Below are 26,825 nucleotides of genomic sequence, written 5' to 3'. Positions count from 1 at the left end.
CTGGAGAAAGAAATGTCAAAGATTGTAGTTCGCCAGAAAAAAAGCCTCATCGGAAGCAGCGAATCCCTGCGTAAGGTTGTTAAGGCTTTAGGTCTTGGTAAGATTGGCCAAGAAAGAACGCACAAGGATAACAATTGCACTCGCGGCATGGTCAATAAGGTGAGGCACCTTGTTGAGTATGAGCTGGTTTCTGAATAAGAAAGAGGCAAGTTAAATGAAAGATTTAAGTAATTTATCGCCCGCTAAAGGCTCTAATAAGAAAAAGAAGCGAATCGGGCGTGGTCCTGGTAGCGGTCTAGGAAAGACTGCTGGTAAGGGTCACAAAGGGCAGAAAGCTCGCAAGGGTGGCGGAATTGCTCCTGGTTTCGAAGGTGGTCAAATGCCTTTGTACAGACGTCTGCCTAAGAGAGGGTTCAAAAACCCTTTCCGAATTGAGTATAATCCCATAAACTTGGACAGCCTAAACAGGTTTGAGGCCGGGTCTACCATTACGCCAGAAGTTTTAGATAAAGCTGGTCTATTACGAAAGCCCGGATGTCCCGTCAAGTTACTCGGACGCGGAACTCTAGAAAAAGCACTGACAATTAATGTTCAGAAGTTCAGTGCTTCCGCAAAAGCAGCAGTTGAGAAGGCAGGCGGTAAAGTCGAGGAGATCTAATCGTGGCACAGCGGACGTCGTCACTTCAGGAGATGAGCTTGAATCATCTCCAGAAGAAGATACTTTTTACTCTTGGTTTTTTAGCTTTATACCGAATCGGTGTTCACGTGCCGATTCCAGGCGTTGATGCAGCGAGGCTTGGGGAGTTTTTCCAAAGCCAGGGAGCAAACGCCTTCGGAATGATCAACATGTTTTCTGGTGGAGCCCTCGAGAGGTTTAGTATTTTCGCCTTGGGAGTGATGCCGTATATTTCCGCGTCCATCATAGCCCAGCTCTTGACAGTTGTGGTCCCTCATTTAGAGGCACTTTCGAAAGAAGGTGAAGCTGGGCGAAAAAAGATCACTCAGTACACCCGCTACGGGACAATTTTGCTTGCAGTGATTCAGGGTTTTATGATCGCAAGAACGCTATCCACCGCTGAATTTGGCGGTGGTTCGCTGGTTGTGGACCCAGGAATGGGGTGGTTGCTGTTTACAGCACTCAGTCTTACTGCAGGTACTGCTTTGGTGATGTGGATTGGTGAGCAGATCACGGAACGAGGTGTCGGCAACGGCATTTCACTAATCATTTTTGCCGGAATCGTTGCTGGTCTTCCTTCAGTAATTACCAATACTTATAGCAAGTACAACACGGCAGAAATGGAAGCTCTCCAGATCATAATCCTTCTGGTTATCGTCGTTGTGATAACAGCTGGGGTTGTTTTCATTGAGCAAGGCGCAAGGCAAGTTCCGATTCAATACGCAAAGCGGCAGGTCGGAAAAAGAGTTTACGGGGGACAAACCTCTCATCTACCGATCAGAGTGAACACTGCGGGCGTCATTCCACCAATTTTTGCGAGCTCCTTGCTTCAAATTCCAGTTACAGCAGCCCAAGTTTTAGAGGGTAGCCCAGTTGCTAATTTTCTAAATACCGTTTTTATCCCGGGTGGTTGGCTTTATAATGTCGTTTACCTTGCTTTGATTGTCTTCTTCGCGTTCTTCTACACGTCGATTCAATTTAAGCCAGATGACATAGCTGAGAACCTTAAGAAGCACGGTGGCTACATTCCTGGTATTCGACCAGGGGCTAAGACTGCAGACTTTTTGGGTCGCGTCATAAACCGGTTGACGTTGACAGGGGCTATCTATCTAGCTGCGATCTGTCTGGTACCGTCGATCATAACAGATCGTTTCAACGTGCAGTTCTACTTCGGTGGGACAAGTCTTTTGATTATCGTTGGGGTGGCACTCGAAACCTTTAGGCAAATTGACGCTCATCGTCAGTCCTTACGGTATGAAGCTTTTATGAAGCAGGGTAGTCCACGACGACGGGGTGCGAGACGATGATTGTAGTTATCACTGGCGCCCCTGGTGCTGGTAAGGGAACCCAAGCAGATCTATTAGTAGAGAAGCAGGGGTTTCGGAAGATATCAACTGGCGACGCATTGCGTCGGCAGATCAAGTTGGGTACGGAAGTTGGGAAGAAAGCAAGCGAGCTAATGTCAGCTGGCAAACTGGTTCCCGACGATGTTCTGCTCGATATTTTGAAGGCTGAGCTAGCTGCAACTACAGAGGAGAAGATTCTTCTGGATGGCTACCCCAGGAATCTAAGTCAGGCAGAAACACTCAAGACTCTGAAAGAGCAGTATCCCGTAAAAGCTGCGCTTCACTTGGATGTCGATAGCGACGTTCTCATGAGTCGGCTCTGTGGCCGAAGGACGTGCGGGAATTGTGGTGCTTCGTTTCATGTGAACTTCAGCCCTCCAAAGGTTGAAGGGGTTTGCGATCGCTGCGGTGGACAGCTGCAGCAGAGACCTGATGATAACGAGGAGAAGGTTCGGGTTCGGCTCGATGTATACGAAAATGAGACGAAGCCGGTCCTAGACTTTTATCAGGGCGAAGGCCTTTATGTTCGGGTCGATGGCAACGGGTCTACTGAAGAGGTGTTTGAACGCATCTCCAAAGCGATCCAGAGCCTATAAATAGCAACGGTAATCGTGGCTTATAGAATTTGTTAATCAAGGCTTGCCCATCCGTTTTTAACGGTGTAGAGTGTCGCAGCTCTGATTAAAGATAGGGTCTTTTCCTAAATTTTCAAACAGGTTAGAGCGGAAGATATGGCAAAAGAAGATGTTATAGAAGTGGAAGGTGTCGTAAAAGAACCTCTACCGAATGCAATGTTCAAGGTGGAACTGGAGAACGGGCATGAGGTGCTAGCCCACATCAGCGGTAAGATGAGGATGCACTTCATTCGAATTCTTCCTGGAGACAAAGTCAAACTGGAAGTTTCACCCTATGATTTAAGTAGAGGCCGCATCGTATACCGCTCTAAATAAATTATCACTCGGAGTTAGCAATGAAAGTTAGAGCAAGCGTTAAACCGATTTGCGAAAAATGTAAGGTTATTCGTAGACGAGGCGTCCTAAGGGTCATCTGCGAAGTTAAGAAGCACAAACAAAGACAAGGCTAAAGGTTAGGAGATATAATGGCTCGTATCGCTGGGGTAGATTTGCCCGCTCACAAGAGAGTAGATATAGCTCTTACAAGTATTTACGGAATCGGAAGAACAAAATCCGTTCTGATCGTCGAGAAGTCTGGAATCGATGCTAACAAGAAAGCTGGAGAGCTGAGCGGCGACGAGGTGAACACCATCCGTAAAGTGATCGATACCGAAGGGCTGCTTGTTGAAGGTGACTTGCGTCGTGAAGTGTCTCTTAATATCAAGCGTCTTGTAGATTTAGGTAACTACAGAGGTCTTCGTCACCGACGCGGTCTTCCAGTAAGAGGGCAGAGAACAAAGACGAACGCTCGAACCCGTAAGGGACCACGTAAAACAATCGCGAACAAGAAGAAGTAATCTGCCCATAGCAAGCTGAAGGAAGGTGCCAGATGGCTAAAGGTTCTATTGGTAAAAAAAGAAAAACGAAAAAGAACGTACCAATGGGTGTGGCGCACATCCAATCAACGTTTAACAACACCATCGTTACGATCACAGATCTTAATGGCGAAGTTGTTTCTTGGTGTACAGCAGGAACCAAGGGCTTTAAGGGATCTCGTAAGAGTACTCCTTTCGCAGCTCAGGTTGCCGCTGAAGAAGCCGCTCGTAAGGCGATGGACGTTGGCATGCGCTCCATCTCAGTTCTCGTGAAAGGGCCAGGCTCAGGTCGCGAAAGTGCAGTTAGAGCCTTAGCAGCTGCGGGACTAAAGGTTAACTTGTTGCGAGATATCACTCCGGTTCCTCACAATGGCTGTAGGCCGCCTAAACGTCGTAGAGTGTAAGAACCCAGCCATGAAGGGGGTGCCTTTGAGCCCTCTTTAAGGTTATTCTATAGACCAAGTCAAATAAATTGGTAAAATAGGACTCACTCGAATCATTCGACAATAAATAGGTGGCAGCTGGCGCTGGACCAGTGGATAAGTTAACGAAGCCCAACGGAGAGCATTCATGCATCGTAATTGGCAAGATCTAATAACCCCAAATAATGTTGAGATCGCCACACTAACTGATACATACGGTAAGTTTATCGCTAAACCACTGGAGCGGGGGTACGGTACAACTCTTGGCAATTCATTGCGAAGAGTACTGCTATCAAGCATCAACGGTGCAGCAGTCGTTGCTGTTCGGATTGCTGGCGTCGAGCATGAGCTTAGTACGATTCAAGGTGTGAAGGAAGATGTTACCGACATCATCCTTAATCTGAAGCAGGTCAACATTCGCTATCTAGGCGAGCAAGATGCAAGAATTACTCTTAAGTCTACGGGCGAAGGAGTATTAACTGCTGGTGATATTCAGGCGAGCAGTGATGTCGAGATACTTAACCCAGAGCAGCATATTGCGACGGTGGGTGAAGATGGTTCTCTTGACATGGAGATGATCGTACGGCACGGTCGTGGGTATGTTTCGGCGGACATGAATCGTACTGAAGATATCCCCACAGAATACATTGTCACTGATTCTATATTTGCGCCAGTAAGACGCGTAGCGTATAACGTATCCAACGCTCGTGTTGGTCAGATGACTGACTACGACAAGTTGACTTTAGAAGTGTGGACGAACGGCGCGGTAAGGCCCGACGATGCTCTAGCGTATGCGGCCAAGATTCTTAAAGAACAGCTGACGATCTTCATCAACTTCGATGAAACCGAGGAAGTTGAAGCACGGCCGGTCGAAGACGAGATGGACAATAAGCCACAACTCAACGAGAACTTGTTTAAAACAGTGGATTCTCTTGAGTTAAGCGTTCGGGCTGCAAACTGTCTTGAAAACGCCAATATCAAGTACATTGGCGAGCTTGTGACTAAGAGCGAAGCAGAGATGCTAAAGACTAAAAACTTCGGTAGAAAGTCTCTGAATGAGATCAAAGATATATTAGCGGAAATGGGTCTTTCATTGGGTATGAAGATCGATGGTTTTGATCCCAGTATGCTCAGACAGAGAGAATCAGAATCAAATTAACTATTAGATAGTGAGGCTAGAAAACGATGCGACATAAGCATGGTTATAGAAAACTTGGAAGAGATAGCGCTCATAGAAGAGCAATGTTGAGAAACATGGCGACATCATTGATCACCCATGAAAGCATCACAACGACTCTTCCGAAAGCAAAGGAACTACGAAGCGTCGTAGAAAAGATGGTTACTCTTGGTAAAAAGGGTGGTCTACACAATCAAAGACAAGCGGCCAGTTACCTTTTTGATAAGGCAGCTGTTAGTAAGGTATTCCAAGACTTGGCTCCTAGATTCAAAGATCGTCCTGGTGGCTATCTTCGTATCCTAAAAAGAGGAGTTCGATTTGGCGATGGTGCAAAATTAGCGACAATTGAATTCGTTGATTTTGAACCAAAAGCAAAGTCAGAGTAAGGAATTTACAATTATTTCAATAGGTCCTGCTAGGTTACTAGCGGGATTTTTTTATTTGATTATAATTTGAATGTGTCCTTTTTTTAATTAGAGACAGGTTGAGGCAATGAAGATTCTCCCGTTACTATTAGTTCTATTTGTATCTTCTTGCACAGAAGTTGAAGAGCTAAAGAAAAGCATCGATCATGGCAGCTTTAGCTGGAGCGGGGGCACTGTATTTTCCGAGCCTAGCTTGGTAACAACTAAAGAGATTCATTTCGACACAGGAAACCTTCTGGGGCGCGAAATTATCATTGAAGGTAAGATCGAATCACTGGGAAAGTATGATACCCATCTAGTAATATCAGATGAGTCTGGGCGTATGTTAGTGGTCCTAACTCATGTAGAAGATGCGAATCGATTGCTGGCAGAAGAAAGCTATGAGCGCCTCAGGGTGCTGGGAACAGTGGAGAGGGGAAAGAAGGGTTTGCCTTATATCCTAGCAAAAGCGCTGAATCTCATTTCGCAAGAAGACGTTAAATGACTTTATTTCTTTACGTCTTACGAGACTTTTTTAAGTTTGTTCTCGGTGCCTTAGCGCTATGTGTCTTCTTATTCTTGTTGTTCGATTTTATCCATAAAACCACCCGCTATATTCCTCGCTATGATCCTGAAACAAAAGATCTGATTGAGTTCTACCTTTACCAAATACCCAACCTAGTGATTCAGACGTTGCCAATTGCATCGCTACTAGCGTCGGTGATCACAATGGTTTTGCTAAGCAGGACCAACGAGATTACTGCGATGAGGGCGGTAGGTATGGGGCCACTTCGCATTGGTGCGCCAATTGCTGTAGGAGGTATGATCTTGGTCTTAGGGTCATTTATAGTAGGAGAGCTGCTTCTACCGAAGACTGCTCAAAGAGTTCACGACATTCAAGAAGTAAAGATCGAGAAAGGTTCTGTAAATCAACTAGCTGAAGGAGCAAGGTGGGTTCGCAAGGACGGCAGGCTCTTCAATTTTAAGGATTTCGACCCCCTAACAAGCATCATGTATAAGGTGAGGGTGATTGAGATGGGAACTAGTTTCAGGCCAAAGAAAACAATAGAGGCTGAAACAGCAGTATACCGCCCAGAGTCCAATGACTGGCTTCTCTCCCATGTAAAGATGCTATATTTTTGGCCCAATGGCACCTTGTCTTATACAGAGGAGCAAGACTTTTTATCCTTAGAAATTCCGGCAGAACCCAAAAAACTAAAGCGGGAACGTCGACTTCCGAACGAGCTGAGTCTTTCCGAGTTAAACGATATCATTTCAAAGGGCAGTAGCTCGGGTCAGGATATTCTCTCCTATCGAGTCGATATGCATGTAAAAATGGCATTTCATTTCGCTTCATTCGTGGTGAGTCTTATAGGGCTTAAGTTCGGCTATAAGTCGGAGCGTAGCATGGAAACCGCCAAGGGAATTCTTCTGGCTCTTGGTATCGGCTTGAGTTACTGGTTTTTCCTTAACTCGGGGCGAGCTTTGAGCAAGCAGGGAGAGGTGCCGCCTATTCTTGGTGCTTGGTCAGCGAATTTCATAGTGCTGGGTTTGTCTTGGCTGAGCATTATAAGGACTCGGAAGACCTAAGGCCTCTGAAGTCGAAAGCGTGCCTTGAGTACAGTACTTTGCGACCAACCTTTGACTGAGTTACTTGCCTCCCATCCACGAGCTTTCTCAGTATCCGCTTGGTGGTTGATTGAGAAACTTGAATGCTGTTGGCAAGTTGAATGGATGATTGTGGTCCTTTTTGGAGAAGCTCTAAGATTTTTTGATCGTAGTTTGCCTTCTCGGCGATTGGTTGAATCTCTATGGCCTCAGAAAATAGGCGAACAGCGTTGCCTTCGTAGAGAATAAGGGGGGCAATTGTTTGGGGAAAGAGTGCCCGTAGCCGAGTTATGGAATTTCGTATTTTTTGTTGCCAACCTTGGAGATTTGTTTTCTGTTGCCAGACATTCACTTGGATTTCCTCCGGTGAGGCCGAAAATCCTTCTTGACCCAATAGATACTGGGTGAGTTTATTTAATATCGGGGTGTCTTCTAATGAAACTACGTATCTTTCGCTAACAATATACTTAGCAGTACCCAAGCAACGAAATGAGGGCTTAAAGTAGGTTTTTGTTGTTGCTATGACGAATTGGGCTTTCCAACCGTGATTGAATCGGGGAGCATTGCCAGAAATGGTTTGTCGCCAAGTTCCTAAGACTTCGTCTTTCTGAATGGATAATCTGGGAAGCCTCAGAGCATCTGAAATAAGCTTGGCTGCGGTCTCGAAGTCGCCTTCATAATAGGCCCTGGATGCCTTTGCGAGTAATACCTGAGTCAAGAAAACCTTAAAGTCATTTGAGGTCGCCAACCCTTCTAGAGACTGACAAAATTGATCAAACTCGTCATCCCAGGTAGTGCTTCTTACCTTAGCTAGCAAGAGCACACATAGGCTTTGCGCTTCGTAGTAGGTGAAACCGTGCTCCAGGGCGTCTTGCAGGCTCATCCGAGCTTCATGGTAAGATTCATCGATGTCGCCTCTCACGATCATTTGGAAGGCTTTTGAGATACGATACTCAAGCCATGTAGCATTGTTGTTTTTTAGACTCCGGGCTATCTTTACAGAATAGTTGACAGGAGTATTGAGCTGAGCTGATTTAATGTTAAACCGACTTAATGCGGATAGCTCTTCTAGGGTATGAATGCCATTTGCTTCTAGGGGTTTAATAGCTTGAGCAAGTAGTTGATAAGCTTCCATCACATGCCCTTCTTGCCAATCAAGCTCTGCTTTCAGGGTAATGTAGCGAATCTTAAAACGCTCCGACTCATCTTCTTCAGCTAGCTTGAGGGTTTGGCGGCCATACTTGGCCGCTAACTTAAACTTACCTGCTTTGTAAAGGGTAAACGTCAGCATGGAAATGATATGAAGCTTGCGAAAACGATTCTCAGATGAAGGAATCAGTCTTAGCGCTTTCCGGTAGTAATCCACCGACTCTGAAAAACTACCGCGGTGATGAAGGTATGTGGCATGAAAGGCATAACAATGAGACAAGGGGCCTGGAAGACTATGTTTAATAGACATTTGTTGGCATTTTGCGACAAGACTCATGGCCTTCTCGCGATAGTCCATGCCGCTGTTGTCATAGCTCGCAGCTGAATTAAATAAGGCGCAAGCTGCAGATTCCCAGCGCTTATGAAATCGATAGATCCTATAGGCGCGAGAAAACAAGAAGGCTGCTTCGGTGTAGTTGCCAAGGAAAAACTTCGATCTTGCAATATTAAGCAGCATATCGGCTTTTGTTTCGCTGGGTAGATTGGTTGTACTTACCGAGCTTTCCAGCTTCTCCAGCATTCGCCGGGCCATAGTATGCCGCCCTTCTTCCACATAGCTTTTGCATGTGACTAATTGAAACGAAATGATGTCGGCCTGATTGATGGATTTTAGCCTAAGGCTTCGTTGAGACACCTTGCGGGCCTGGCTTGGAAGTCCGCTTTCCATAAAGATTTCTGCGATTTTAAGTCTGATCGCCGCTGAGGGGATTTTTTCCACAAAACTCGCGATTTCACAGCCCAAACTCAAATTCCAGGACGAGATACAACCCGAGAGGAGGCATTGCCACAGGGACTCCCCGTACTTCAGTGAGTGGCTATCATCGGTTAGTATTTTAAAAATTTCAGCAATAGGCTTTGAGTCATTGGTCGATGATAGATCTTCGCCAAATTCTTCGACAAATAATTGCCAAGATTGTCTGGAATGGCAGTTTCTTGCCTTTTTAATCACAGCAAACCATTGCATTACGCTGACATCTCGATTTTAAAAGTGGGACTGCTCTTTTCTACATTAGCAAACAGGATACCATTTGTCTTAGGAGAATCTAAAAATCCGAAGTTTACAGGAATTAACTTATGACATTAAATGAGACATAAGAAGGATTTGACAAACTCTAATAGTTTGAATTAAAACGGAAACGAAATAGCACGAAGTTTATAGAAGATTACAAGGCCAAACGTGACCTATGAGACTGTCTGAAAAGTCTGTGATCTAGGCTTGACTAAGATAATAAAGCGGAGTTTAGTCATCTAAGCGAAGATTTTTATCAAGCTATTATGCGGAGATTGGGTTTTTCAGACAGCCTCTAAAAATCTGGTCTTTTTCTTTCCTAAGATTCATCATCTGCTGACCTGGAGATTGATGATGGCGAAGTTTAAAAAAGCCATCAGGACTCTGTTCCTGGTTTTTCTTACGTTGATTCCCGAGTACGGTCGAGCTGAGCCTCTAGAGGTGATTAGTTCTATTCTTTGGCAGAAAGAAGATCGGCTGGTGTATTTCCCTGGCCTAAGATCGATATTCCATCGCAAAGGCTACGATCAGGACTTCAGGTTAGAGTTCTATACCAGCCGACCGCTAAACCCATACAATTTACAACTGCAGATTCGGGGACCGTTTCTGAATCAGTTGCAGCACCTGACTATACACACTATCGACTGTGACACGACTGTTGTGGGAGTTGACTCCCGTGGTACAGAAGGCTACCAGTGCTTTATTGATTTCACAGTTCAAGATTCGACTCCCAGTGGTTTGATTAGCTTCCAGGTGGCAATCTGGGACCAAGGCAACCTTGTCAGGCATCCAAACCTTTACTACGTGATGATACTGCCGGAAGCTGGCTTCCAACTCGAATCTGGATTCGAAAGAGAGAAGACCGAAAAAAATCATTCCTACGTGTCTTTCTCAGCTGTCGATCACGAGGCTGTGGTTCAAATTATTCTACCTGGAAACATGTCGATTGGTACGGGGTTTGTGGCTCGCAATGATCACGCCCTGACCCATCAGTTGGTACAAGGCCTAAAGCTTGAAGCTGGGATCTTTGTTGTCTCTGCTGCACATATCTTTCCTATGGATCGGGTGCCGGGAGTTCACGGTCACCAGGAGCGTCGGCCACCTCAGTTGTTTGATCTTCGGCTTAAAGGGCGTGTGATTCCCCAGGCTCTCGAACTTGCTTTTTGGGATATAAGCTCCGACGTATCTGTTTTAAGGGTTGTGGATCAGAAGGTTCAAGAAATCTACGATGCCTTTGGTCGGGATACATTCGGAATTCCCTTGGCTGAAGGCTCAGTCTTAGATCAATGTCAGGTTGGAGCCTGCCGCTCATTCGAGGTCCTTGGGTACCCTGTCTCAAAAATGGGGGCGTTGGCGCGCAAACGAGCACACCTCAACAATGAAGAGTTTCCCACTGATGATACGTCTAACTTCGGTCGAGTTCGAAAGTTTAAACTTGTTCCTGATGACGATGACCCATGGCCTTTGGCTGAACCTGGAATGTCTGGGGGGCCCATCATCAATTCAATGGGTCAAGCGGTAGGCATTGCGATTGAAAAGCCGATCGATGAGGATGAGTTGATCGGCGTCCTCTTTGAGGCCGACTATACAAAGATTGAATCCCGTGCAGGCTGTTTCTTAAATTTCAATCCAAACAGTCGCTTGTTGACAATTGAGAGTTACACAGAGGCTTGTGACTATGGGAATCTGGGCTCTCCTAGTTTGAAAGGGGTCGCGCCTCTCAGAGGGCAATGGCTTTTTCAAGAGGTCCTAACGATCACTGATAGCCCCAAAAATGGATTTCAACGAGTCAATGGTCACGGTATTATAAATGGCCATGGTATCATTAACGGTCACGGTATCATTCGTCAGGAGCAGGATAGTGTGACAGTTCTGATTCACGAAGGCAATGTGAAGGATGTCAATGCCAGCTTGCTCGATGGTGGGTTTCAGTTTGACAGCTACTCGTTCAAACCTTTATTTGTAGCAGGTGTTCGGGTGATTCAAAGTCCTCATAGTGCATTCAGTGCGTCTCAAGGGCGATTAATTGTTGGAATGAGAAACTCGGTTTACGAGCCGTTTTCAGGAATCTACTCTCTACGGGAGTTTGTTCGATGGCTCCACCTGAATATTAATCGCTCGGATCTCGTGAGCCTGATTCAGTATGCCGATAACTAATCCTGTATCTTGAGGGGTTTAGCTCCTCTCGCAGAGAGTCTACGAACTTTCTAATTCAAGTTGACGGGATCTTTTCCGTGTGATAGCCTCACCGGCAGTCGGATATCCTTATAAGGGTATTCGGCGAAAGAAGTCATGAAGTTATCGTGATGCCTTGCGGTCTCCTAGTTGGGGATGTAGCTGGGCTTTTTTATTGGAAAAAGATATGGACCGACAGAAACGTAACCAAATTGTTTCCCTGGTAGATCAGGCTATCAAGCCCTTGGGATATGAATGCCTAGAAGTCGAATGGGACCAAGTGGAGCGAGCCCTGCGGATTTTTATCGACGGCCCCAATGGGATTGACATGGATGACTGCCTGGCTGCTAATGGTATCCTGAAGGACCTCGATGACCTCGACGACATGGTTTCTGGTGCTTACCGCCTTGAGGTCAGTTCGCCGGGAATTGAACGGCCATTACGGACTGTAGATCACTTCAAAGAAGCGGTCGGGCAATTGATAAACATTACGCTGCTTGAGCAAGTGGATGGTCGCAAGCGCGGCAAGGGCATTTTAGAGAAGGTTGCCGACTCCGGTTCCCTAACTTTGAATATCGATTCAAACGAATGGTCGTGCCCGATTGAACTCCTTAATCGTGCCAACTTAGTATATGATTGGAGTTGAGTTTTTTGACGGGCCACAGGCTCAATTTGGTTTAAATCTATACCCGATGAGGTAAGCAATGACGTTATTGGATAGTTCTGAACTAGAATCAGAATTAAGGAAAGTCATTTCAGGTGTCAGTAGAGACAAGAACCTTGACAAGGCTGTGATTGTCGACGCTCTCGAGCAGGCTGTGGTTCATGCCGCTCGCCGGTCGTTGGGTGCAACATCTGACCTTGAAGCACACTATAACGAAGACACTGATGAAATTGAGCTTTATCAATTCCGTACTGTTGTTGATAACGACGATGTGGCCAATGACCAGCTTGAAATTGCCCTTGATGATGCCCAGAAGCTCGATTCAGAAACGGTAATGGGAGACGCGCTGGGCGTTAAGATCGATACGACAAAGTTTGGTCGCATCGCGGCTCAGTCAGCCAAGCAGATTATAGTTCAAAAAGTCCGAGATGCTGAAAGGGCTCAAATATTTGAAGAGTTCAGCGATCGGAAGGGTGAAATACTCAGTGGCTATGTACGTCGTTTCGAGAGAAGTGACATTATCGTTGACCTCGGACGTACAGAAGCTGTGATTCCATATAAAGAACAAGTCCCAACCGAGAAATTTCGCGTCAAAGATCGCATTCAGGCCTATGTCCTCGATGTGAAGCGGTCTTCGCGAGGACCTCAGGTTGTCATGTCTCGTGCGCATCCAGGATTCCTGATTGCGCTTTTCAGCCAGCATGTAACAGAAATTTATGATGAGATTGTCAGCATCGAAAGTGCTGCTCGTGATCCAGGCTATCGTTCGAAGATTGCTGTTTACTCTCGGGACTCGACGGTAGACCCGGTGGGCGCCTGCGTCGGTATGAAGGGTGCTAGGGTTCAAGCGGTTGTGAATGAACTTAATGGCGAAAAGATTGATATTGTGCCTTACGATCATGATCCAGCGAGACTTGCGTGTAACGCTCTTGCTCCAGCAGTGGTTAGTAAGGTGATTGTCGATGAAGACAACCAGAACATGGAAGTCATTGTGGCTGATGATCAGCTGTCGTTGGCTATCGGTAAGCGTGGTCAAAATGTACGCTTGGCTGCACAACTTACAGGTTGGCGTCTTGACATTAAGAGTGAATCGTCTATTGAAGAGAAACTCAGTGGTGCTAAGAATGTCTTGGCTTCAATTGAAGGTATCAACGATATGATGGCTGAACTCTTGGTCCAAGAAGGGTATAATACGCCAGCAGCCGTGTCAGAAATGACGCCGAGAACCTTCTTGCGTTTGCTAAATGTTGAAGAAGAGCAGGCACTTCCGATTATCGAAGCGGCAAAAGAGCTTGCGGAACGGCAGCAAGACGAAGGTCATGTTGTAAGTGCTGATAAGGAACTATTAGAGAACTCGTCCGCTGCCCCAGTTGAAGAAGTCGTCGAAGCTGCCAAAGAAGAGGTGGTTGAAGATGAAAAAGTTAGTATCTTCTTAGAACTAACGGGCGTAGGTGAAGCAACAGCATATGCTCTCGCAGATGGCGGTTACGGGACAATTGGAGATATCATTGCGGATACCGCTGAGGAAGTGGCGCAGAAAACTGGTCTATCGATTGGTGTTGCGCGAACTGTCCAAATGGCAGCAGATAGGTATTTGCAGTCTGAATAGAATTTATTGGGGGACTCAAAACGGATGTCCAAAGTTCGTGTTTATGAGTTAGCTCGTGAGCTTAAAGTAGAAAGCAAGGCGCTAGTTCCTAAAATCAAAGAGATGGGAATCGATGTGTCTAGCCACCAAAGTACCTTGAGTGCTGATCAGGTGGTTCGTATCAAACGGCAATTCCAAGGAGGAAGTAGCGACTCGGCAAAGTCTCCTCGGGTAATAAGGAGGCGAAGGAAGGCGCAAGCAGCCCCTGGGGCTGAGTCAGCCCCTCAGGACTCTACTGAGCAAAAGACTGAAGTTGGATCCCCTGAATCGAAACCAGAAACAGAAGAAGTCGCTCGTGTAGCGTCTACCGGAGCCCCTGAGGCGCCCAGCTCTGAAGTCGATCGCGAGGGAGAGCAAACGACAGCTGCGCCAGCGGCGGAATCTCCCCGAGCGGAACATGCCGCACCTGAGGCTGACCAGAGCGTGAGCGAGGAACCAGCCGAAGCCAAGGAACCGGAGAAACCCCAAGCTGAGCCTGTTGCGGAACGCGCGGAGCTAGGAGCATCTTCATCTTCTGAATCACCCAAGATGGAGACTCAAGCACCAGTGGAAGCTAGTCAAGCCGCAAGAACCCAAGAACAACCAAAGCAGACTGCCAAGCAAAGCGAGGCAGCAGCTGAGAAGAAGAATAGAGAGCCGCAACGTGCCGCTGCTCCTCGATCATCTGGTAGCGCGACGATAGTTCGGCGTGCAACTAAGGACGAGGTTGCTAAGGTGCAGCGAGAGCGTGCCGAACGAGCCGATCGTCGAACGCAACGAGGAGGTGAGCGACCTCAACGTGGTGGATTCCAAGGTCGACCTGGCAATGATCGCCCACGTCCGGAAGGTGGAAGTCCTCGCGGTCCTCGCGATCGCAACGACAGTCGCCCGCCGAGGCCACCTCGCAATCAGGAAGAGACTCCTGTAAGCCCAGCAGCGGCATTTGATCCAGGCTCTGTAAAAGAGAGTAAGTGGGGCGAGCCAAGGCGAGATAAGAAAAGAACGACTAAGCCTACTTCTGAGCAAGAGGCAGCCGCAGCCGCAGCCGCAGCTCGGAAAGCACCACCGAAACAAAAACGAGATCATTTCTCGACACGAGCTATACTAAGTCAAATTGATTCTCCCGAAGAGGCTCCAGTACCAGCTCCGGCTAAAAAGAAGACGGTTTATACACCGCAAGCTGGCAATCGTAAAAGAGACTTGAAGCGTCGCAAAGATCTCAAGAAAACTCAGATTACAACTCCCAAGGCTTCCCTTCGGGTTGTTAAAATGGGTCATGAGATTACTGTTGGAGATCTCGCCAGACAGCTATCTGTCAAAGCGGGCGAGCTTATCAAGAAGCTTATGGCAGAAGGGGTGATGGCGACTATCAATCAAAATGTCGATTTTGAAACCGCCACATTAATCGCCTCGGAATACAAGTACGAAGTGAAGAGTAACCTAGTTTCTCTTGACGATATTTTGTCCTCGAAGAAGGACGCCTATGAATCAGCGGATCAGCAAGAGCGGCCTCCGATTGTAACTATCATGGGTCACGTTGACCATGGTAAGACTTCAATCCTCGATGCGCTTCGAAAAGCTAAGGTCGCAGCTGGCGAGGCTGGCGGTATCACTCAGCATATCGGAGCTTACAGCGTTGAGAAGGATGGTCGAAAAGTGGCCTTCCTCGATACTCCGGGTCACGAAGCTTTCTCTGCGATGCGTTCTCGTGGTGCACAGGTGACGGATATCGTCATCTTGGTTGTTGCTGCTGATGATGGTGTGATGCCTCAAACAGTTGAAGCGATCTCCCATGCGAAAGATGCTGGGGTTCCCATCATCGTGGCGGTCAATAAGATAGACAAGCCTAATATCAATCTCGATCGGGTTTATACTGAGCTTACTGAGCACGGTATTCAGTCTGAAGAGTGGGGTGGTGACACCCAGTTTGTTAAAGTCTCTGCCTTACAGGGCACTGGGCTAGACGATTTGATCGAAGCAGTCCTATTGCAGTCTGAAATCCTTGAGCTTACGGCAGCAACCGATGTTCCTGGTACAGGAGCTGTAGTGGAAGCTCACCTCGATAAGGGCCGCGGTCCGGTCGCGACAGTTATGATTCGTGAAGGAACATTACGGGTCGGAGATCATGTTGTTGCTGGAACCAAGGTGGGGCGTGTGAGAGCAATGACCAACCACCTAGGCAAGCGACTAAAAAGTGCAGGCCCATCAACTCCAGTTGAGATCGTAGGTCTTTCTGAAGTGCCTATGGCTGGTGATACCATCGATGTGGTGGAAGGTGAGCGCCAAGCACGAGAGGTTGCTGCCTGGCGTGAAGAGCAAGCCGCAGCCATGGCTTCTGGCAAATCTAGCGCTGCGTCACTTGAAGAGCTGCTCAGCAAAGTCAAGGATGCGGATACCCCTGAAGTTCCAGTTATAGTTAAGGCTGACACTCAGGGCTCGGTGGAAGCTGTTACGGAAGCCGTAATGAAGCTAAACACTGATAAAGTTCGCAACCGTGTGGTTCACAAGGCTGTTGGCGGTATTAATGAATCCGACTTGTCACTAGCGGAGACATCGGGTGCCGTTGTGGTCGCCTTCAACGTCCGTGCTGCTCGTGGTCTCGATGAAGAGGCTGAGAAGCGTGGTGTTATGGTTAAGTACTTCAGTGTCATTTACGAGATTGTCGATGCTCTAAAAGCTGTTATGGCTGGTAAATTGCCACCTATTCAGCGGGAAGTTGTCATCGGTCATGCTGAGGTGAGGCAAACCATCAAGGTGCCGAAGGTTGGCTTGGTTGCTGGTACAGCTATTACTGATGGTAAGGTGGTACGAAACTCCAACGTTCGCTTGATTCGCGAAGATGTTGTGGTTTACAGCGGCAAACTGGGCTCTTTGAAGCGCTTCAAAGACGATGTCAAAGAAGTGGCTCAAGGATACGAATGTGGTATTGGAATTGATGGCTATAACGATATTCGCATTGGCGATATTATTGAAGCCTTTGTCATAGAAGAGGAGGCGGCGACTCTCTAGGGAGTCTGACGCCTTAAGATAGATCGGAATAACCCCTGGGGGCGGTTTGCCTTCTAGGGGTTTTAGCAGTTTAGCCCTTTGCACAAACTGTTCGACAAAATGAAAATAGGGCTTAGAAAAAAGGAATCATCATGGGATTGCGTCAAGAACGATTGGCAGATGAGGTTCGTGATGTTCTCGCTGAGTGTTTTCTCGGTGGGAAAATGTCAGATCCTCGCCTTGAATCGGTAACCATCACAGCAGTAAAAATCAGCGCAGACTTGCAATTGGCCTACGTCTACTACCGAGTGTACGGCGACGATAAGGGCGAGCAAGCACAGAAAGGCCTCGAATCCGCAGCAGGTTACTTGAAGAAGAAGCTTGCGAAGAGCTTAGATGTGAGACGAGTTCCTGAACTGAAGTTCTTCTTCGATGAAAGCATCGAGCATGCCTCGCGAATCGAAGAGCTACTCAAAAAGCTGTAATGGAGCAGAAACTTTGGAAAAGAGGAAAAGTAGAAAGGCCTTCTCTGGCCTGCTTCTTGTAGAGAAACCATATGAAATGGTATCTAAAGATGTCTCGCGCTGGGTTCAAAGGCATTTTGGGCGGCAGAAGCTGGGCCACGTAGGGACACTTGATCCCCTAGCATCTGGAGTCTTACCGGTTGTATTTGGCAAAGCCACACGCCTCCAAGATTATCTCCTAGAAATGGATAAAAGTTACGAGTTTGATATTAAATTCGGACAAGCAACTGTGACACTCGACGTGGAGGGGGAGGTCTATGAAGAAATGCCTCATGACCACGTCAATGAGCTGGAGCTTCGTAAGATTGCTACGGGATTGGTAGGGGCTTTCCCACAAGTTCCTCCACTTTATTCAGCGGTCAAGTATGAGGGCAAACCCTTGTATGAGTATGCCCGAGCCGGGCGTGGTGATGAAGTTCCTCTTGAGCGATTCAAGAAAGATGTTGAAATCCATGGCTTAGAGCTATTAAAGTTCGAGGAAGACACAGCAACATTTAGTGTTTCTTGCTCAAAAGGTACCTACGTTAGGGTTATAGCCGACACCATTGCTCGAAATGCAGGAACTTGCGGTCATGTGACAAGACTTGTACGCACGAAGGCGGCAGGGTTTGCTTTGGAGCAATGCTATAGCTTAGAATTTTTGACCGAGAACTTGGATCGATTCGAGGAATTCTTGATCCCCTTAGGGAAAATTCCTCTCCAACTTCCTAAATGGCAAGCTGTTGATGACGATTTGGTGAGGCGTCTTAAAATGGGGCAGACCATGCATGTGGATATGCGTTTTTTTGAAGACGGCCTTGAGCAAATGGGGGACCGTAGGGTCCGTATACATTCTATTGACCGAATGCTCCTTTTAGATAAGGATAGTAGGTCTTTTGGTATTGGTAGCGCCAGCATCCTAAATTCAGGGCGTATGGCCGTTCAAATGAGGAGAGGGCTCTCATGACCAGCGAAAATAAAAACTATCTATTTACTTCTGAATCCGTGAGTGAAGGCCATCCAGATAAAGTTGCAGACCAGATTAGTGACGCGATTCTTGATGCGCTCCTAGAGCAAGACAAGCATTCTCGTGTAGCTGTTGAGACCCTTGTCAAAACAGGGCTTGTGGTGATCGCTGGTGAAGTTACAACTAAAGCCGTTGTAGATTATGCCGCTATCGCCCGTAAGGTTATCGAAGAAATCGGTTACAACGATGGTTCTCTTGGCTTTGATGCTAAAAGCTGCGGTGTGATTACGGCTCTTGATCAGCAGTCTCCCGATATTTCTATGGGTGTTACAGCAGGAGAAGGCTTACATGAAGAGCAAGGTGCCGGTGACCAGGGTATGATGTTTGGTTACGCTAGTAACGAAACCCCTGAGTTCATGCCAGCCACTATCAGCTATGCGCATAGACTCCTACAAAAGCTTTCCGAGCATCGCCAAGCAAAAACCGTTGACTACTTGCGACCTGATGCGAAGAGCCAGGTGACCGCTGAATATAAGGATGGCAAGCTTGCGCGAATTGACGCTGTTGTAATCTCTACTCAGCACACAGAAGATGTTGAGCATGCTGAGCTTAAGCAGTTCGTTATTGAGCAAGTGATTAAAAAAGTCGTTCCTGCTGAGTTGCTGGATGATCAAACCAAGTATCATATCAACCCAACGGGCCGGTTCGTGATTGGTGGACCTCAGGGTGACTGTGGTTTGACGGGTCGTAAGATCATCGTCGATACCTACGGCGGCCACGGTGCCCATGGTGGGGGTGCATTCTCTGGAAAAGATCCCACTAAAGTGGATCGCTCTGCGGCTTACATGGGGCGTTACATCGCCAAGAATATTGTTGCGGCAGGTCTTGCAGATAACTGCCTCGTGCAGTTGGCCTATGCGATTGGTGTTCCAGATCCAGTAAGTGTTTATGTGAATACCTACGGTACAGGTAAGGCTTCTGATCTAAAAATCGCAGAGGCGGTTCGTGAGTGCTTCAACTTAACTCCGAAGGGTATTGTAGAAACTTTCGACCTTCTTCGTCCTATCTACAAGCCATCGGCTTCTTACGGACACTTCGGTCGTGATCAGTTCCCTTGGGAAAAAACAGATAAGGTTGCTGCCCTGAAAAAGCTTGTATAAGCAGTCCGTAACCAGTTCAATTTCAAAGCTTAGGTTTCCCTGAGCTTTTTTTCTTTGCCCCAGGTGTCTGCCTCGATATACTGGTTCTTATGAATCAAACGAATGACCGAAAAAAACAAAAGCGGCTTTATCTGGTTAACCGTGACTTCCAGATGCGTTATGCAGGTGCGGCCGTAGTGGTAGGATTACTGTCGACCGCTCTAACGACGACGTTGATCTTATTTCCCCTTTATCAATTTGAAATCCTGAGAATTCCAAGGTTTCTACCGCTGCCTGTTATGGTGATTATGGGGATGGCTGCAGTCATCAATGTGGCGTTGGTTGGCTTGCTGGCAATTTTCATCACCCATAAGATTGCTGGACCCATGTATAGCTTAGTACGACATTTTCGAAGTGTTGAAGAAGGCGGGGTTTGGACGGGAAATATGAGACTGAGGGATGGAGATGATCTTCGTTACGTAGTGCGCAACTTCAACGGTATGATGGATGCTATCACCAGCCGTCTTCATGCTGATCTTGCGGTTTTGGATGAGATTAGCCAGGATATTCAGGGCAACGAGCTTAATGCTGAAGAAAAACTTGAAAAAACCCTCCAAGCTGTTAACGATCTGGGGTCGGATATTCGATCACGGCTGCCCAAAGGCGACGCGAACCCCATAGCGAGCTAGATTATGTATATTGAAAAACTTTCGGGAGTCTATGACACCCAGCTACCCACTGGCATTATCCTCAATGTCAATGGGGTTGGTTATGGCCTAGAAATGCCCTTGTCTTCTATGTGCGAACTCCCTCCACTAGGCAAGTCAGTTACACTTTGGACTTATACCTATGTGCGAGAAGATAGTATTAAGTTGTTTGGCTTTTTACGCTACGAAGATCGGGTGTCTTTCGAAGTGATGCTTAGCCTGAGTGGTGTTGGACCAAAAGTGGCTCTGGCAACGCTTTCGACTTTGAGTATTGCTGCGATTAGACGAGCGATTCAATATAACGATCCCAAAATCTTGGTTGCTGTTCCTGGTGTAGGGCCTAGGCTTGCCGAAAAGATCTTAATCGAACTCAAGCCAAAGCTAGAGAAACTTAGCAACGTGGCATCGTTCGGCTTTGATGACGGTGCTATGCGGATGGATGAAGCAGACTTCGATCACATACACCCCGAAGAGCGATTTGAAGCTAGGGATGCCCAAACTCAAATCCTAGATGATGTGCGTTCGGCATTGGAAAACCTTGGTTTTAAGGATAAGGCCATCGATCCGATCATCAAGTCGATCCAGAAAAAAGCTGATGTTACCAGCTTTCAGGATGTGATGAAGCATGCTTTAAAACTTCTCACCGACCAAGGCCAAAAAGACCCCAAAAAAGGTTCTGTGCGGGCACCGAGTGCTAGTCTTGACCGGGAACTATTTTAGGAGAGCGGTATGACAGCAGAGATCGAGCGAGTGATCCTATCTCCCGTCGCTGATGAACCTGAGTCTCAGGAGTCAGAAGTTATTTCAGGGCCAAGCCTTCGGCCTCAATTATTTGATGATTATCCCGGTCAGGAAGCCGTGAAAGAGAACCTGCGGGTCTATGTTCAGGCAGCGAGAAAGCGCCAAACGCCCTTAGATCATAGTATTTTTCATGGCCCCCCCGGTCTGGGCAAGACTACGCTGGCGAAAATTGTCGCTAATGAGTTGGGTGCACCGTTTTATCAGACAAGTGGGCCTTCGATCGATAAACCAGGAGATCTAGCTGGGATTCTCGCTGGGATTGAGCCGGGGGGAGTATTATTTGTTGATGAGATCCACCGTTTGCCTATTACTGTTGAAGAAGTTCTCTACTCCGCCATGGAAGACTTCTGCGTTGATATTTTGGTCGGTCAGGGACCAGCCACAAGAACCGTGCGGATGCCGATCAACCCATTTACGTTGATTGGCGCAACAACACGGATCGCAAGCATTTCTGCGCCATTAATTAGTCGATTTGGCATTCAAGAGCACCTCGACTTCTACTCTGAGTCGTCTCTTGCCAAGATTCTTATGAGAAGCGCCAGTATCTGGGACATCCCACTAGCGGAAGATGGAGCTATGGAATTGGCCCATCGATCGCGGGGTACACCTCGGATTGCCAATCGACTACTTCGAAGGGTCCGTGATTTTGCAGACTTTCATAGCGTAAGTGAGCTGCATCGGGATATCGTCGATCTGACCCTGTCTCGCTTGGACATCGATCAACAGGGGCTTGATCGTATGGATCGGCGTATACTCTATACTATTCGAGACCGCTATCGAGGTGGTCCGGTTGGTATCGAGACATTGGCTGCTACGGTGGGCGAGGAGCGTACCACCATTGAAGATGTCTATGAGCCTTACCTTACCCATAAAGGGCTTATTCAACGAGGGCCTCGGGGCCGAGAGCTGTCTGAAGAAGCTATCAATCACCTAGAAAACTGTGATCAACACCAATCCCTATCGAGGTGAACGTGGATATTTCAGCACTTATTTATGCTTTGATCTTGGGAGTTGTCCAAGGGATCACAGAGTTTTTGCCGGTTTCAAGTTCTGCTCACTTGATCATTGTGTCTTGGTTCTTTCAAGGGGACACCTTGCCCCTGAGCTTGAATGTAGCCCTTCATATTGGAACCTTGGTTGCGGTTCTGATCTATTTTAAGAAGGATTGGTGGGCGATCGCGGACGGTGTGCTGAAAGCTGCCACCAAGAAGGAAAAGTCCTTTTCAAGCCATGTCTTGCTACCTGGTATGATCATAGGTTCCATTCCTGCGGGAGTGATCGGCCTCTTGTGGAAAGACGAGATTGAAAGATTTTTTCACAACCCAGGCTTTGTCGTTTACCCCCTTGCTATTGTGGGTGTCGCTCTATGGCTTGTAGACCTAAAGGTGCCTGCAAAACGATCTCTGCAAGATCTTTCGATTCGCGATGGCTTTCTGGTGGGGCTAGCCCAAGCCTGTGCCTTGATTCCGGGGACTTCTCGAAGCGGGGCTACGATTTTAGGGGGGCGATTGCTAGGCTTTGATCGGGAGAGCGCCGCACGTTTTTCCTTTCTGCTCGGTACGCCAGCCATGCTTGGTGCAGCTCTTCTTGAGGCTAAGAATATTAGTCAAAGCCTCTCTGACCCGGTTTTTTACATCGGCTTTGTCACCTCGATCATTGTTGGCATCCTCTCGATCCACTTTCTTTTGGAATTTGTAAAGCGATTTGGGCTCGCTGCATTTGCGATTTATCGAGTAATTCTAGCTATCTCTCTGTTTTTCTTGGTCAACTAGCCGAATTTGGTATAAGTCCTATGCTGTGAGTTCACCAGCGGAGGGCCTATGCCACCCAAACTGCGAAGATCCTTAGTGGTCCGGCTGATTGCCTTAGGATTTATCTATCTGATAGTCTTAGGGAACATCTGGTTTATTCAGCTATTTACAGAAAAGGTCACACCACTCTGGATGCAACTTGCATTTCTCATTGGGGTTGCTTGGGTCGGTATCCTTGGGGTGTGCCTAGGGATTTATGGCACCTATTTGTGGAAGACTGGGGCCCTACAAGAGGATGAAGACGATGACACAGAATCCGAAAATCGAGTATGACGACGGCACTCTGGTAATTGGCAATCTTCCCGAAGAGCTTCGGAATGAAGTGGAACACATTGTTTTTGATCAGAGAACCAAGCAGTGGCGTAGCCCAGCTTATCAATATCGTGATATCGTCTATCAAGCCTTTCAGAAAAAAATTCCATTGGAAGATCGCGCCCGCGCTTACGATAAACTTGATTTGAGCCTGCAGCAGCGGATCATTCCTCGTGACCATCAGAAGAAGGCTTTGGAAAGCTGGGAAAGCCATGGTGGCAAAGGGGTTGTATGTCTCCCAACGGGGGCGGGTAAGACGATCCTCGCTGTGCTAGCGATGGCAAAAATTAAACGACCTACCTTAGTTGTCGTTCCAACGATTGATCTCCTGCATCAGTGGCAGAAGACTTTGTCGGTATTTTTCTCTGTGCCCATCGGTTCGTTGGGAGGAGGAGATCGGGACATCCAGACTATAACAGTCTCCACTTATGATTCAGCTTATCTGATGATCGATCAGCTAAGTTGTCAGTTTGGGTTTGTTGTTTTTGATGAGTGCCATCACCTGCCTTCGCCTCAGTATCAGATGATCGCACGCTCAGCTATAGCGCCATTCAGGCTTGGTCTATCCGCAACTGTGGAGCGTCCTGATGGTAAAGAAGAGATTATCTATGAGCTGCTAGGGGACCTAGTCTATGAGGGTATGATCAGTTCTATGGTGGCAGATGTTTTGTCTCCATACGATGTTGTTAGTATCGAGATTGATATGACCGACGAGGAGCGTGAAGAGTATAAGAAGCATCGTAAAGTATATACCGACTTCTTGCGACGCGCGGGGGTAAACTTCTCATCTCCAGGAGGTTGGCAGGAATTCATCCGAAAAAGTGCTCGGATGCCTGGTGGGCAGGAGGCGATGGACTCTTATCGCAAACAGAAACAGCTTTCCCAGGGGTCTGAGGGCAAGGTCGATGAGTTGTGGAATCTATTTCAATACCACAGAGGTGATCGCATCATTGTCTTCACCAATGATAACGCCTTAGCCTACCGCATTGGTGAGGAGTATATTCTGCCTGTTCTAACCCATCAAACCAAGCCCAAGGAGAGAAAGCGGATGCTTAGCTCATTTCGGTCTGGTGAATTAGATATTCTTGTGACTTCAAAAGTTCTCAATGAAGGTGTGGATGTTCCTGAGGCTAGTGTTGGGATTGTGGTATCGGGGAGTGGTGCGGTTCGCGAGCATGTGCAACGCTTGGGCCGAATTCTACGTCACCAGGAGGGCAAAAGAGCGGTGCTCTATGAGTTGATATCGAAAGATACGAGTGAGAAATATGTGAACCAAAGAAGGCGGATGCACCATGCTTACCAAAGCTCATCTGAAGTACACAAGCCGTAGTGGTTCAGTATATCCAAAGTATGTGTCACCTACAGACGCTAAAGTCCTTGAGGATATCGACGCGTTGACTTCGGTCTATAGTGCAGCCATCGGTCAGTCCACTGTCGACATTGAAGGCAAGTTGAAGAAGGCGGGAAAGTCTGCTCTGGCAGACGGATTACGCAAGCTACTTGAGGAGCGATGCGAGTTTTCAGACGAAGGCTTTGCGGATTTGGAGGCGCAACGCTGGCAATATATTGAGGCTGCCAAAGCTCTCCGTTTAGAAGGCGGGATGAGCCGTCAAGATTTTCAGGACAGCCTGTCTCGATCCTGGGGAGTTTCCTTTGCAGAAGCTAAGGCCAGCTTGTATGGGGATCTTCCATACAAAAAATTAATTACAAAATTCGAGCCCTACGATCCCAAAGACTTGGTTCACAGATTCAACTGTGCACAGATCCAAGGGCTTCTCATGCAGGCGAAGGAAATCAAGGTTGTTGTCGATGATCCCGATCTTGTTAAGCGGCGTAGATTGTTTCAGAAAGTAAAGTTTCATGGTCTCATCGCCAGCTTAGATAGCGACATCAACGACAAGAGCTTGCGGTTTGTGATTGGTGGCCCCATGTCGATCTTCGAGGGCAGCCATACCTATGGCAGTAGGTTGGCTAACTTCTTCCCCTACCTTCTTCATATGAAAGCTTGGCAACTGGAAGCGCAACTCAAACTAAATCAAAAAGCGCTTGTCCTTAAGTGCGACTCGAAAAAGAAGATCAAATCTCACTACAAGGATCTTGCTGGATATATCCCTGATGATTTACAGGGTTTCTTGAAGGGTCTCAACGATAGTAAAGCCCTGTCAGAGAAGGGCTGGAAAGCGATGGCCTCTGAAAACTTTATCAATCTTGGGGGGCAGAACTACTGCTTTCCTGACATAACTCTCGTCCATAAGTCGGGGTCAAAAAGACATATTGAGATCTTCCATCGCTGGCATCAATCTCAATTGCAGCGAAGACTCGGTGATGCTAAGTCGTTCTCTCAGCTCGATCTGGTGCTAGCTGTGCCAAAAAAGTTAGTAGAAAAGCTGGGGATAAAGCAACAATTACAGAGTCTTGACAGCAGCCTCAATTCGGTCATTGAATACAGCACGTTCCCGACGGTTCGGGCAGTATTAGCCTACCTGGATAGCCATGGCAAAGTGCTATAATTGGAGTTCAAAAGGTGCTAGGGTGCAGCAAGATTGGAAGTGTGGTGGAAGGGTATGAAATTGGGAACTTCAATCGACAACAAGATCAAAGAAAAAGAGGCTGAGTTGATCAAGCTCAAGAAAAAGGTGAAAGCCCAACAAGAACTTGATGGAGACGACCAAGACTTGCTCGAAGAAGATGACAGCACCGCCGGAGATAAATCTAGCGCCTTTGATTCAAAAACAGCTGAGTTGATTGCAACTCTCGATACGGCGAGGGGAAAAAGACTCTTGATCTGCATCAAGGGCTACCCTGATCCTGATAATATTGCGACATCTTTGGCTCTTAGCTATATGGCTCAAGCGTTCGATATTCAGTCGACCATCGTTCATTTCGAGCAAATCTCCCACCATGAGAACCGGGCTTTGGTAAAGAAGCTCGACCTAGATATCGAGGAGTACTCCGATCAGTTCGACTATTCGAGCTACGATTACTATGCCATCAACGACTCCCAAAACACTGACCTCCCCATTAAGATCCCTGAGACTTGTGAGCTCTTAGTTTTCGTAGACCATCACAAGCGTTTAGGTACAGTCAAAGGTCATTTTGTGGATATCCGAGAGGGGTCTGGCTCCACATCCGCGATCTATGGAGAATATCTGCAAGAGCCAGTCTTTAATTTTTCTGGGGATACCAGTGAAGAATCAAAGATCGCAACAGCATTGATGCATGGTGTGCGGTCGGATACGGATAATTTTGTGAACGCAACGCCAATTGACTATAAAGCGAGTGAATTTTTATCACGCTTTGTAGATAAAGACTTACTGTCTTTGATTTCTCGTCAATCCATTCCGGCCAAGACTATGGATTTGACTCAAATAGCGCTTCAACGAAAAGACATTCGCGGCACCTTCATGTTCTCGGGTGTCGGTTATGTTCGTGAAGAAGATCGCGATGGCATTGGCCAGTGTGCTGACTACATGCTCAATCGTGAGGGAATCGACACGGTTGTTGTTTACGGCGTTGTCGGCGGTGAGTTCGTCGACGGCTCGCTACGCACCAAGTCTCACGTCCTGGACCCCGATAAGTGGATCAAGGATGTTTTTGGGATGGATCAACATGGTGTGTATTATGGGGGTGGTCGTAAGGATAAGGGAGGATTTCAGATTCCTCTTGGAGTCTTTGGTAAATGCTCCGATCGGGAGCTGCTCTGGATTCTTATCAAAAAGACCATAGACGAACTGTTCTATAACAAGATTGGTGTGGAAGATTCAGAATCTTCCACTGACTAAAAAGGCTTG

28 protein-coding genes are annotated in these 26,825 nt (G+C 47.2%); 27 read left to right on the top strand and 1 reads right to left on the bottom strand.

Going from position 1 to position 26,825, the window contains the following annotated elements; all coding sequences use genetic code 11:
* Window positions 1–12: 12 nt before the first annotated feature.
* The 12 genes from rpmD (at window position 13) to lptG (ending at window position 7,104) form a co-directional block, all read left to right on the top strand.
* The gene (gene rpmD, locus B9N89_RS00980) at window positions 13–198 is read left to right on the top strand and encodes a 50S ribosomal protein L30 (RefSeq protein ID WP_132314674.1); all 186 of its coding nucleotides are present in this window, start codon (window positions 13–15) and stop codon (window positions 196–198) included.
* A 16-nt stretch (window positions 199–214) separates the two neighbouring features.
* Complete coding sequence (gene rplO / locus B9N89_RS00975) at window positions 215–658, top strand: 50S ribosomal protein L15 (RefSeq protein ID WP_132314675.1); 444 nt, start codon at window positions 215–217, stop codon at window positions 656–658.
* A 2-nt stretch (window positions 659–660) separates the two neighbouring features.
* Complete coding sequence (gene secY / locus B9N89_RS00970) at window positions 661–1,983, top strand: preprotein translocase subunit SecY (protein ID WP_327353916.1); 1,323 nt, start codon at window positions 661–663, stop codon at window positions 1,981–1,983.
* The gene (locus B9N89_RS00965; RefSeq protein WP_132314676.1) at window positions 1,980–2,618 is read left to right on the top strand and encodes an adenylate kinase; all 639 of its coding nucleotides are present in this window, start codon (window positions 1,980–1,982) and stop codon (window positions 2,616–2,618) included. Before secY ends, B9N89_RS00965 begins: the two co-directional genes overlap by 4 nt.
* A 135-nt stretch (window positions 2,619–2,753) precedes the next feature.
* A complete protein-coding gene (gene infA / locus B9N89_RS00960; RefSeq protein ID WP_132314677.1) occupies window positions 2,754–2,972 on the top strand; it encodes a translation initiation factor IF-1 in 219 nt (72 codons plus the stop codon).
* Window positions 2,973–2,992: 20 nt separating this feature from the next.
* Window positions 2,993–3,106 (top strand): 50S ribosomal protein L36, encoded by a 114-nt coding sequence (rpmJ, locus tag B9N89_RS00955; RefSeq protein ID WP_132314678.1) that lies wholly within the window; start codon window positions 2,993–2,995, stop codon window positions 3,104–3,106.
* 15 nt (window positions 3,107–3,121) lie between these two features.
* Entirely contained in the window at window positions 3,122–3,493 is a 372-nt protein-coding gene (gene rpsM / locus B9N89_RS00950; RefSeq protein WP_132314679.1) for a 30S ribosomal protein S13, read from the top strand.
* Window positions 3,494–3,525: 32 nt separating this feature from the next.
* Window positions 3,526–3,915, top strand: coding sequence for a 30S ribosomal protein S11 (gene rpsK / locus B9N89_RS00945; protein ID WP_132314680.1), 390 nt, complete (start codon window positions 3,526–3,528; stop codon window positions 3,913–3,915).
* Between the two features lie 166 nt (window positions 3,916–4,081).
* A complete protein-coding gene (locus tag B9N89_RS00940) occupies window positions 4,082–5,092 on the top strand; it encodes a DNA-directed RNA polymerase subunit alpha (RefSeq protein ID WP_132314681.1) in 1,011 nt (336 codons plus the stop codon).
* Between the two features lie 26 nt (window positions 5,093–5,118).
* Window positions 5,119–5,496: a 50S ribosomal protein L17 gene (gene rplQ / locus B9N89_RS00935; RefSeq protein WP_132314682.1), complete on the top strand. Its 378-nt coding sequence runs from the start codon at window positions 5,119–5,121 to the stop codon at window positions 5,494–5,496.
* 106 nt (window positions 5,497–5,602) lie between these two features.
* Complete coding sequence (locus tag B9N89_RS00930) at window positions 5,603–6,019, top strand: hypothetical protein (RefSeq protein ID WP_132314683.1); 417 nt, start codon at window positions 5,603–5,605, stop codon at window positions 6,017–6,019.
* Window positions 6,016–7,104, top strand: coding sequence for an LPS export ABC transporter permease LptG (gene lptG / locus B9N89_RS00925; protein WP_132314684.1), 1,089 nt, complete (start codon window positions 6,016–6,018; stop codon window positions 7,102–7,104). Before B9N89_RS00930 ends, lptG begins: the two co-directional genes overlap by 4 nt.
* Here the strand turns inward: lptG and B9N89_RS00920 are convergent.
* Window positions 7,082–9,295, bottom strand: coding sequence for an ArsR family transcriptional regulator (locus B9N89_RS00920; RefSeq protein WP_132314685.1), 2,214 nt, complete (start codon window positions 9,293–9,295; stop codon window positions 7,082–7,084). The two genes, lptG and B9N89_RS00920, sit on opposite strands and share 23 nt — an antisense overlap.
* 399 nt (window positions 9,296–9,694) lie before the next feature.
* On the opposite strand from B9N89_RS00920, the gene B9N89_RS00915 reads away from it, so the two are divergent.
* The 15 genes from B9N89_RS00915 to B9N89_RS00845 all read left to right on the top strand — a co-directional run bounded on the left by B9N89_RS00915 (window position 9,695) and on the right by B9N89_RS00845 (window position 26,816).
* The gene (locus B9N89_RS00915) at window positions 9,695–11,497 is read left to right on the top strand and encodes a serine protease family protein (RefSeq protein ID WP_132314686.1); all 1,803 of its coding nucleotides are present in this window, start codon (window positions 9,695–9,697) and stop codon (window positions 11,495–11,497) included.
* A 205-nt stretch (window positions 11,498–11,702) separates the two neighbouring features.
* Window positions 11,703–12,161: a ribosome maturation factor RimP gene (locus B9N89_RS00910; protein ID WP_132314687.1), complete on the top strand. Its 459-nt coding sequence runs from the start codon at window positions 11,703–11,705 to the stop codon at window positions 12,159–12,161.
* A 58-nt stretch (window positions 12,162–12,219) separates the two neighbouring features.
* Window positions 12,220–13,788 carry a transcription termination factor NusA gene (nusA, locus tag B9N89_RS00905; RefSeq protein ID WP_143478088.1) on the top strand — a complete coding sequence of 523 codons (1,569 nt, stop codon included), beginning with the start codon at window positions 12,220–12,222 and terminating at the stop codon, window positions 13,786–13,788.
* Window positions 13,789–13,812: 24 nt separating this feature from the next.
* Entirely contained in the window at window positions 13,813–16,815 is a 3,003-nt protein-coding gene (gene infB, locus B9N89_RS00900) for a translation initiation factor IF-2 (RefSeq protein WP_132314688.1), read from the top strand.
* A 131-nt stretch (window positions 16,816–16,946) separates the two neighbouring features.
* Window positions 16,947–17,279, top strand: coding sequence for a 30S ribosome-binding factor RbfA (rbfA, locus tag B9N89_RS00895; protein WP_132314689.1), 333 nt, complete (start codon window positions 16,947–16,949; stop codon window positions 17,277–17,279).
* A gap of 13 nt (window positions 17,280–17,292) precedes the next feature.
* Entirely contained in the window at window positions 17,293–18,264 is a 972-nt protein-coding gene (truB, locus tag B9N89_RS00890; protein ID WP_159455056.1) for a tRNA pseudouridine(55) synthase TruB, read from the top strand.
* Complete coding sequence (gene metK, locus B9N89_RS00885; protein ID WP_132314691.1) at window positions 18,261–19,424, top strand: methionine adenosyltransferase; 1,164 nt, start codon at window positions 18,261–18,263, stop codon at window positions 19,422–19,424. Before truB ends, metK begins: the two co-directional genes overlap by 4 nt.
* Before the next feature lie 89 nt (window positions 19,425–19,513).
* On the top strand, window positions 19,514–20,092 hold the full coding sequence (locus B9N89_RS00880; protein WP_132314692.1) for a methyl-accepting chemotaxis protein: 579 nt from the start codon (window positions 19,514–19,516) through the stop codon (window positions 20,090–20,092).
* A gap of 3 nt (window positions 20,093–20,095) precedes the next feature.
* Entirely contained in the window at window positions 20,096–20,830 is a 735-nt protein-coding gene (gene ruvA, locus B9N89_RS00875) for a Holliday junction branch migration protein RuvA (protein ID WP_132314693.1), read from the top strand.
* Between the two features lie 9 nt (window positions 20,831–20,839).
* Window positions 20,840–21,880 carry a Holliday junction branch migration DNA helicase RuvB gene (gene ruvB, locus B9N89_RS00870; RefSeq protein ID WP_132314694.1) on the top strand — a complete coding sequence of 347 codons (1,041 nt, stop codon included), beginning with the start codon at window positions 20,840–20,842 and terminating at the stop codon, window positions 21,878–21,880.
* Window positions 21,881–21,882: 2 nt separating this feature from the next.
* A complete protein-coding gene (uppP, locus tag B9N89_RS00865) occupies window positions 21,883–22,683 on the top strand; it encodes an undecaprenyl-diphosphatase UppP (RefSeq protein WP_159455055.1) in 801 nt (266 codons plus the stop codon).
* A gap of 48 nt (window positions 22,684–22,731) precedes the next feature.
* Window positions 22,732–22,995, top strand: a complete 264-nt coding sequence (locus B9N89_RS00860; RefSeq protein WP_132314696.1) for a hypothetical protein — start codon at window positions 22,732–22,734, stop codon at window positions 22,993–22,995.
* On the top strand, window positions 22,967–24,364 hold the full coding sequence (locus tag B9N89_RS00855) for a DEAD/DEAH box helicase (protein ID WP_132314697.1): 1,398 nt from the start codon (window positions 22,967–22,969) through the stop codon (window positions 24,362–24,364). The genes B9N89_RS00860 and B9N89_RS00855 overlap by 29 nt, the downstream gene beginning before the upstream one ends.
* Window positions 24,327–25,544 carry a DUF790 family protein gene (locus B9N89_RS00850; RefSeq protein WP_132314698.1) on the top strand — a complete coding sequence of 406 codons (1,218 nt, stop codon included), beginning with the start codon at window positions 24,327–24,329 and terminating at the stop codon, window positions 25,542–25,544. Before B9N89_RS00855 ends, B9N89_RS00850 begins: the two co-directional genes overlap by 38 nt.
* A 54-nt stretch (window positions 25,545–25,598) precedes the next feature.
* Window positions 25,599–26,816: a DHH family phosphoesterase gene (locus B9N89_RS00845; protein WP_132314699.1), complete on the top strand. Its 1,218-nt coding sequence runs from the start codon at window positions 25,599–25,601 to the stop codon at window positions 26,814–26,816.
* Window positions 26,817–26,825 lie beyond the last annotated feature (9 nt).

Source organism: Pseudobacteriovorax antillogorgiicola, assembly GCF_900177345.1.
Taxonomy (GTDB): Bacteria; Bdellovibrionota_B; Oligoflexia; order Oligoflexales; family Oligoflexaceae; genus Pseudobacteriovorax; species Pseudobacteriovorax antillogorgiicola.
The sequence above is the reverse complement of the archived record's forward strand: the minus strand, read 5'-3'. Positions and strand labels throughout refer to the sequence as shown.

What these genes read in the sequence shown, in the direction of transcription:
- rpmD (WP_132314674.1), top strand. Translation starts at nt 13, where the DNA reads ATGTCAAAGATTGTAGTTCGCCAGAAAAAAAGCCTCATCGGAAGCAGC.
- rplO (WP_132314675.1), top strand. Translation starts at nt 215, where the DNA reads ATGAAAGATTTAAGTAATTTATCGCCCGCTAAAGGCTCTAATAAGAAA.
- B9N89_RS00965 (WP_132314676.1), top strand. Translation starts at nt 1,980, where the DNA reads ATGATTGTAGTTATCACTGGCGCCCCTGGTGCTGGTAAGGGAACCCAA.
- infA (WP_132314677.1), top strand. Translation starts at nt 2,754, where the DNA reads ATGGCAAAAGAAGATGTTATAGAAGTGGAAGGTGTCGTAAAAGAACCT.
- rpmJ (WP_132314678.1), top strand. Translation starts at nt 2,993, where the DNA reads ATGAAAGTTAGAGCAAGCGTTAAACCGATTTGCGAAAAATGTAAGGTT.
- rpsM (WP_132314679.1), top strand. Translation starts at nt 3,122, where the DNA reads ATGGCTCGTATCGCTGGGGTAGATTTGCCCGCTCACAAGAGAGTAGAT.
- rpsK (WP_132314680.1), top strand. Translation starts at nt 3,526, where the DNA reads ATGGCTAAAGGTTCTATTGGTAAAAAAAGAAAAACGAAAAAGAACGTA.
- B9N89_RS00940 (WP_132314681.1), top strand. Translation starts at nt 4,082, where the DNA reads ATGCATCGTAATTGGCAAGATCTAATAACCCCAAATAATGTTGAGATC.
- rplQ (WP_132314682.1), top strand. Translation starts at nt 5,119, where the DNA reads ATGCGACATAAGCATGGTTATAGAAAACTTGGAAGAGATAGCGCTCAT.
- B9N89_RS00930 (WP_132314683.1), top strand. Translation starts at nt 5,603, where the DNA reads ATGAAGATTCTCCCGTTACTATTAGTTCTATTTGTATCTTCTTGCACA.
- lptG (WP_132314684.1), top strand. Translation starts at nt 6,016, where the DNA reads ATGACTTTATTTCTTTACGTCTTACGAGACTTTTTTAAGTTTGTTCTC.
- B9N89_RS00920 (WP_132314685.1), bottom strand. Translation starts at nt 9,295, where the DNA reads ATGCAATGGTTTGCTGTGATTAAAAAGGCAAGAAACTGCCATTCCAGA.
- B9N89_RS00915 (WP_132314686.1), top strand. Translation starts at nt 9,695, where the DNA reads ATGGCGAAGTTTAAAAAAGCCATCAGGACTCTGTTCCTGGTTTTTCTT.
- B9N89_RS00910 (WP_132314687.1), top strand. Translation starts at nt 11,703, where the DNA reads ATGGACCGACAGAAACGTAACCAAATTGTTTCCCTGGTAGATCAGGCT.
- nusA (WP_143478088.1), top strand. Translation starts at nt 12,220, where the DNA reads ATGACGTTATTGGATAGTTCTGAACTAGAATCAGAATTAAGGAAAGTC.
- infB (WP_132314688.1), top strand. Translation starts at nt 13,813, where the DNA reads ATGTCCAAAGTTCGTGTTTATGAGTTAGCTCGTGAGCTTAAAGTAGAA.
- rbfA (WP_132314689.1), top strand. Translation starts at nt 16,947, where the DNA reads ATGGGATTGCGTCAAGAACGATTGGCAGATGAGGTTCGTGATGTTCTC.
- metK (WP_132314691.1), top strand. Translation starts at nt 18,261, where the DNA reads ATGACCAGCGAAAATAAAAACTATCTATTTACTTCTGAATCCGTGAGT.
- B9N89_RS00880 (WP_132314692.1), top strand. Translation starts at nt 19,514, where the DNA reads ATGAATCAAACGAATGACCGAAAAAAACAAAAGCGGCTTTATCTGGTT.
- ruvA (WP_132314693.1), top strand. Translation starts at nt 20,096, where the DNA reads ATGTATATTGAAAAACTTTCGGGAGTCTATGACACCCAGCTACCCACT.
- ruvB (WP_132314694.1), top strand. Translation starts at nt 20,840, where the DNA reads ATGACAGCAGAGATCGAGCGAGTGATCCTATCTCCCGTCGCTGATGAA.
- B9N89_RS00860 (WP_132314696.1), top strand. Translation starts at nt 22,732, where the DNA reads ATGCCACCCAAACTGCGAAGATCCTTAGTGGTCCGGCTGATTGCCTTA.
- B9N89_RS00855 (WP_132314697.1), top strand. Translation starts at nt 22,967, where the DNA reads ATGACACAGAATCCGAAAATCGAGTATGACGACGGCACTCTGGTAATT.
- B9N89_RS00850 (WP_132314698.1), top strand. Translation starts at nt 24,327, where the DNA reads ATGCTTACCAAAGCTCATCTGAAGTACACAAGCCGTAGTGGTTCAGTA.
- B9N89_RS00845 (WP_132314699.1), top strand. Translation starts at nt 25,599, where the DNA reads ATGAAATTGGGAACTTCAATCGACAACAAGATCAAAGAAAAAGAGGCT.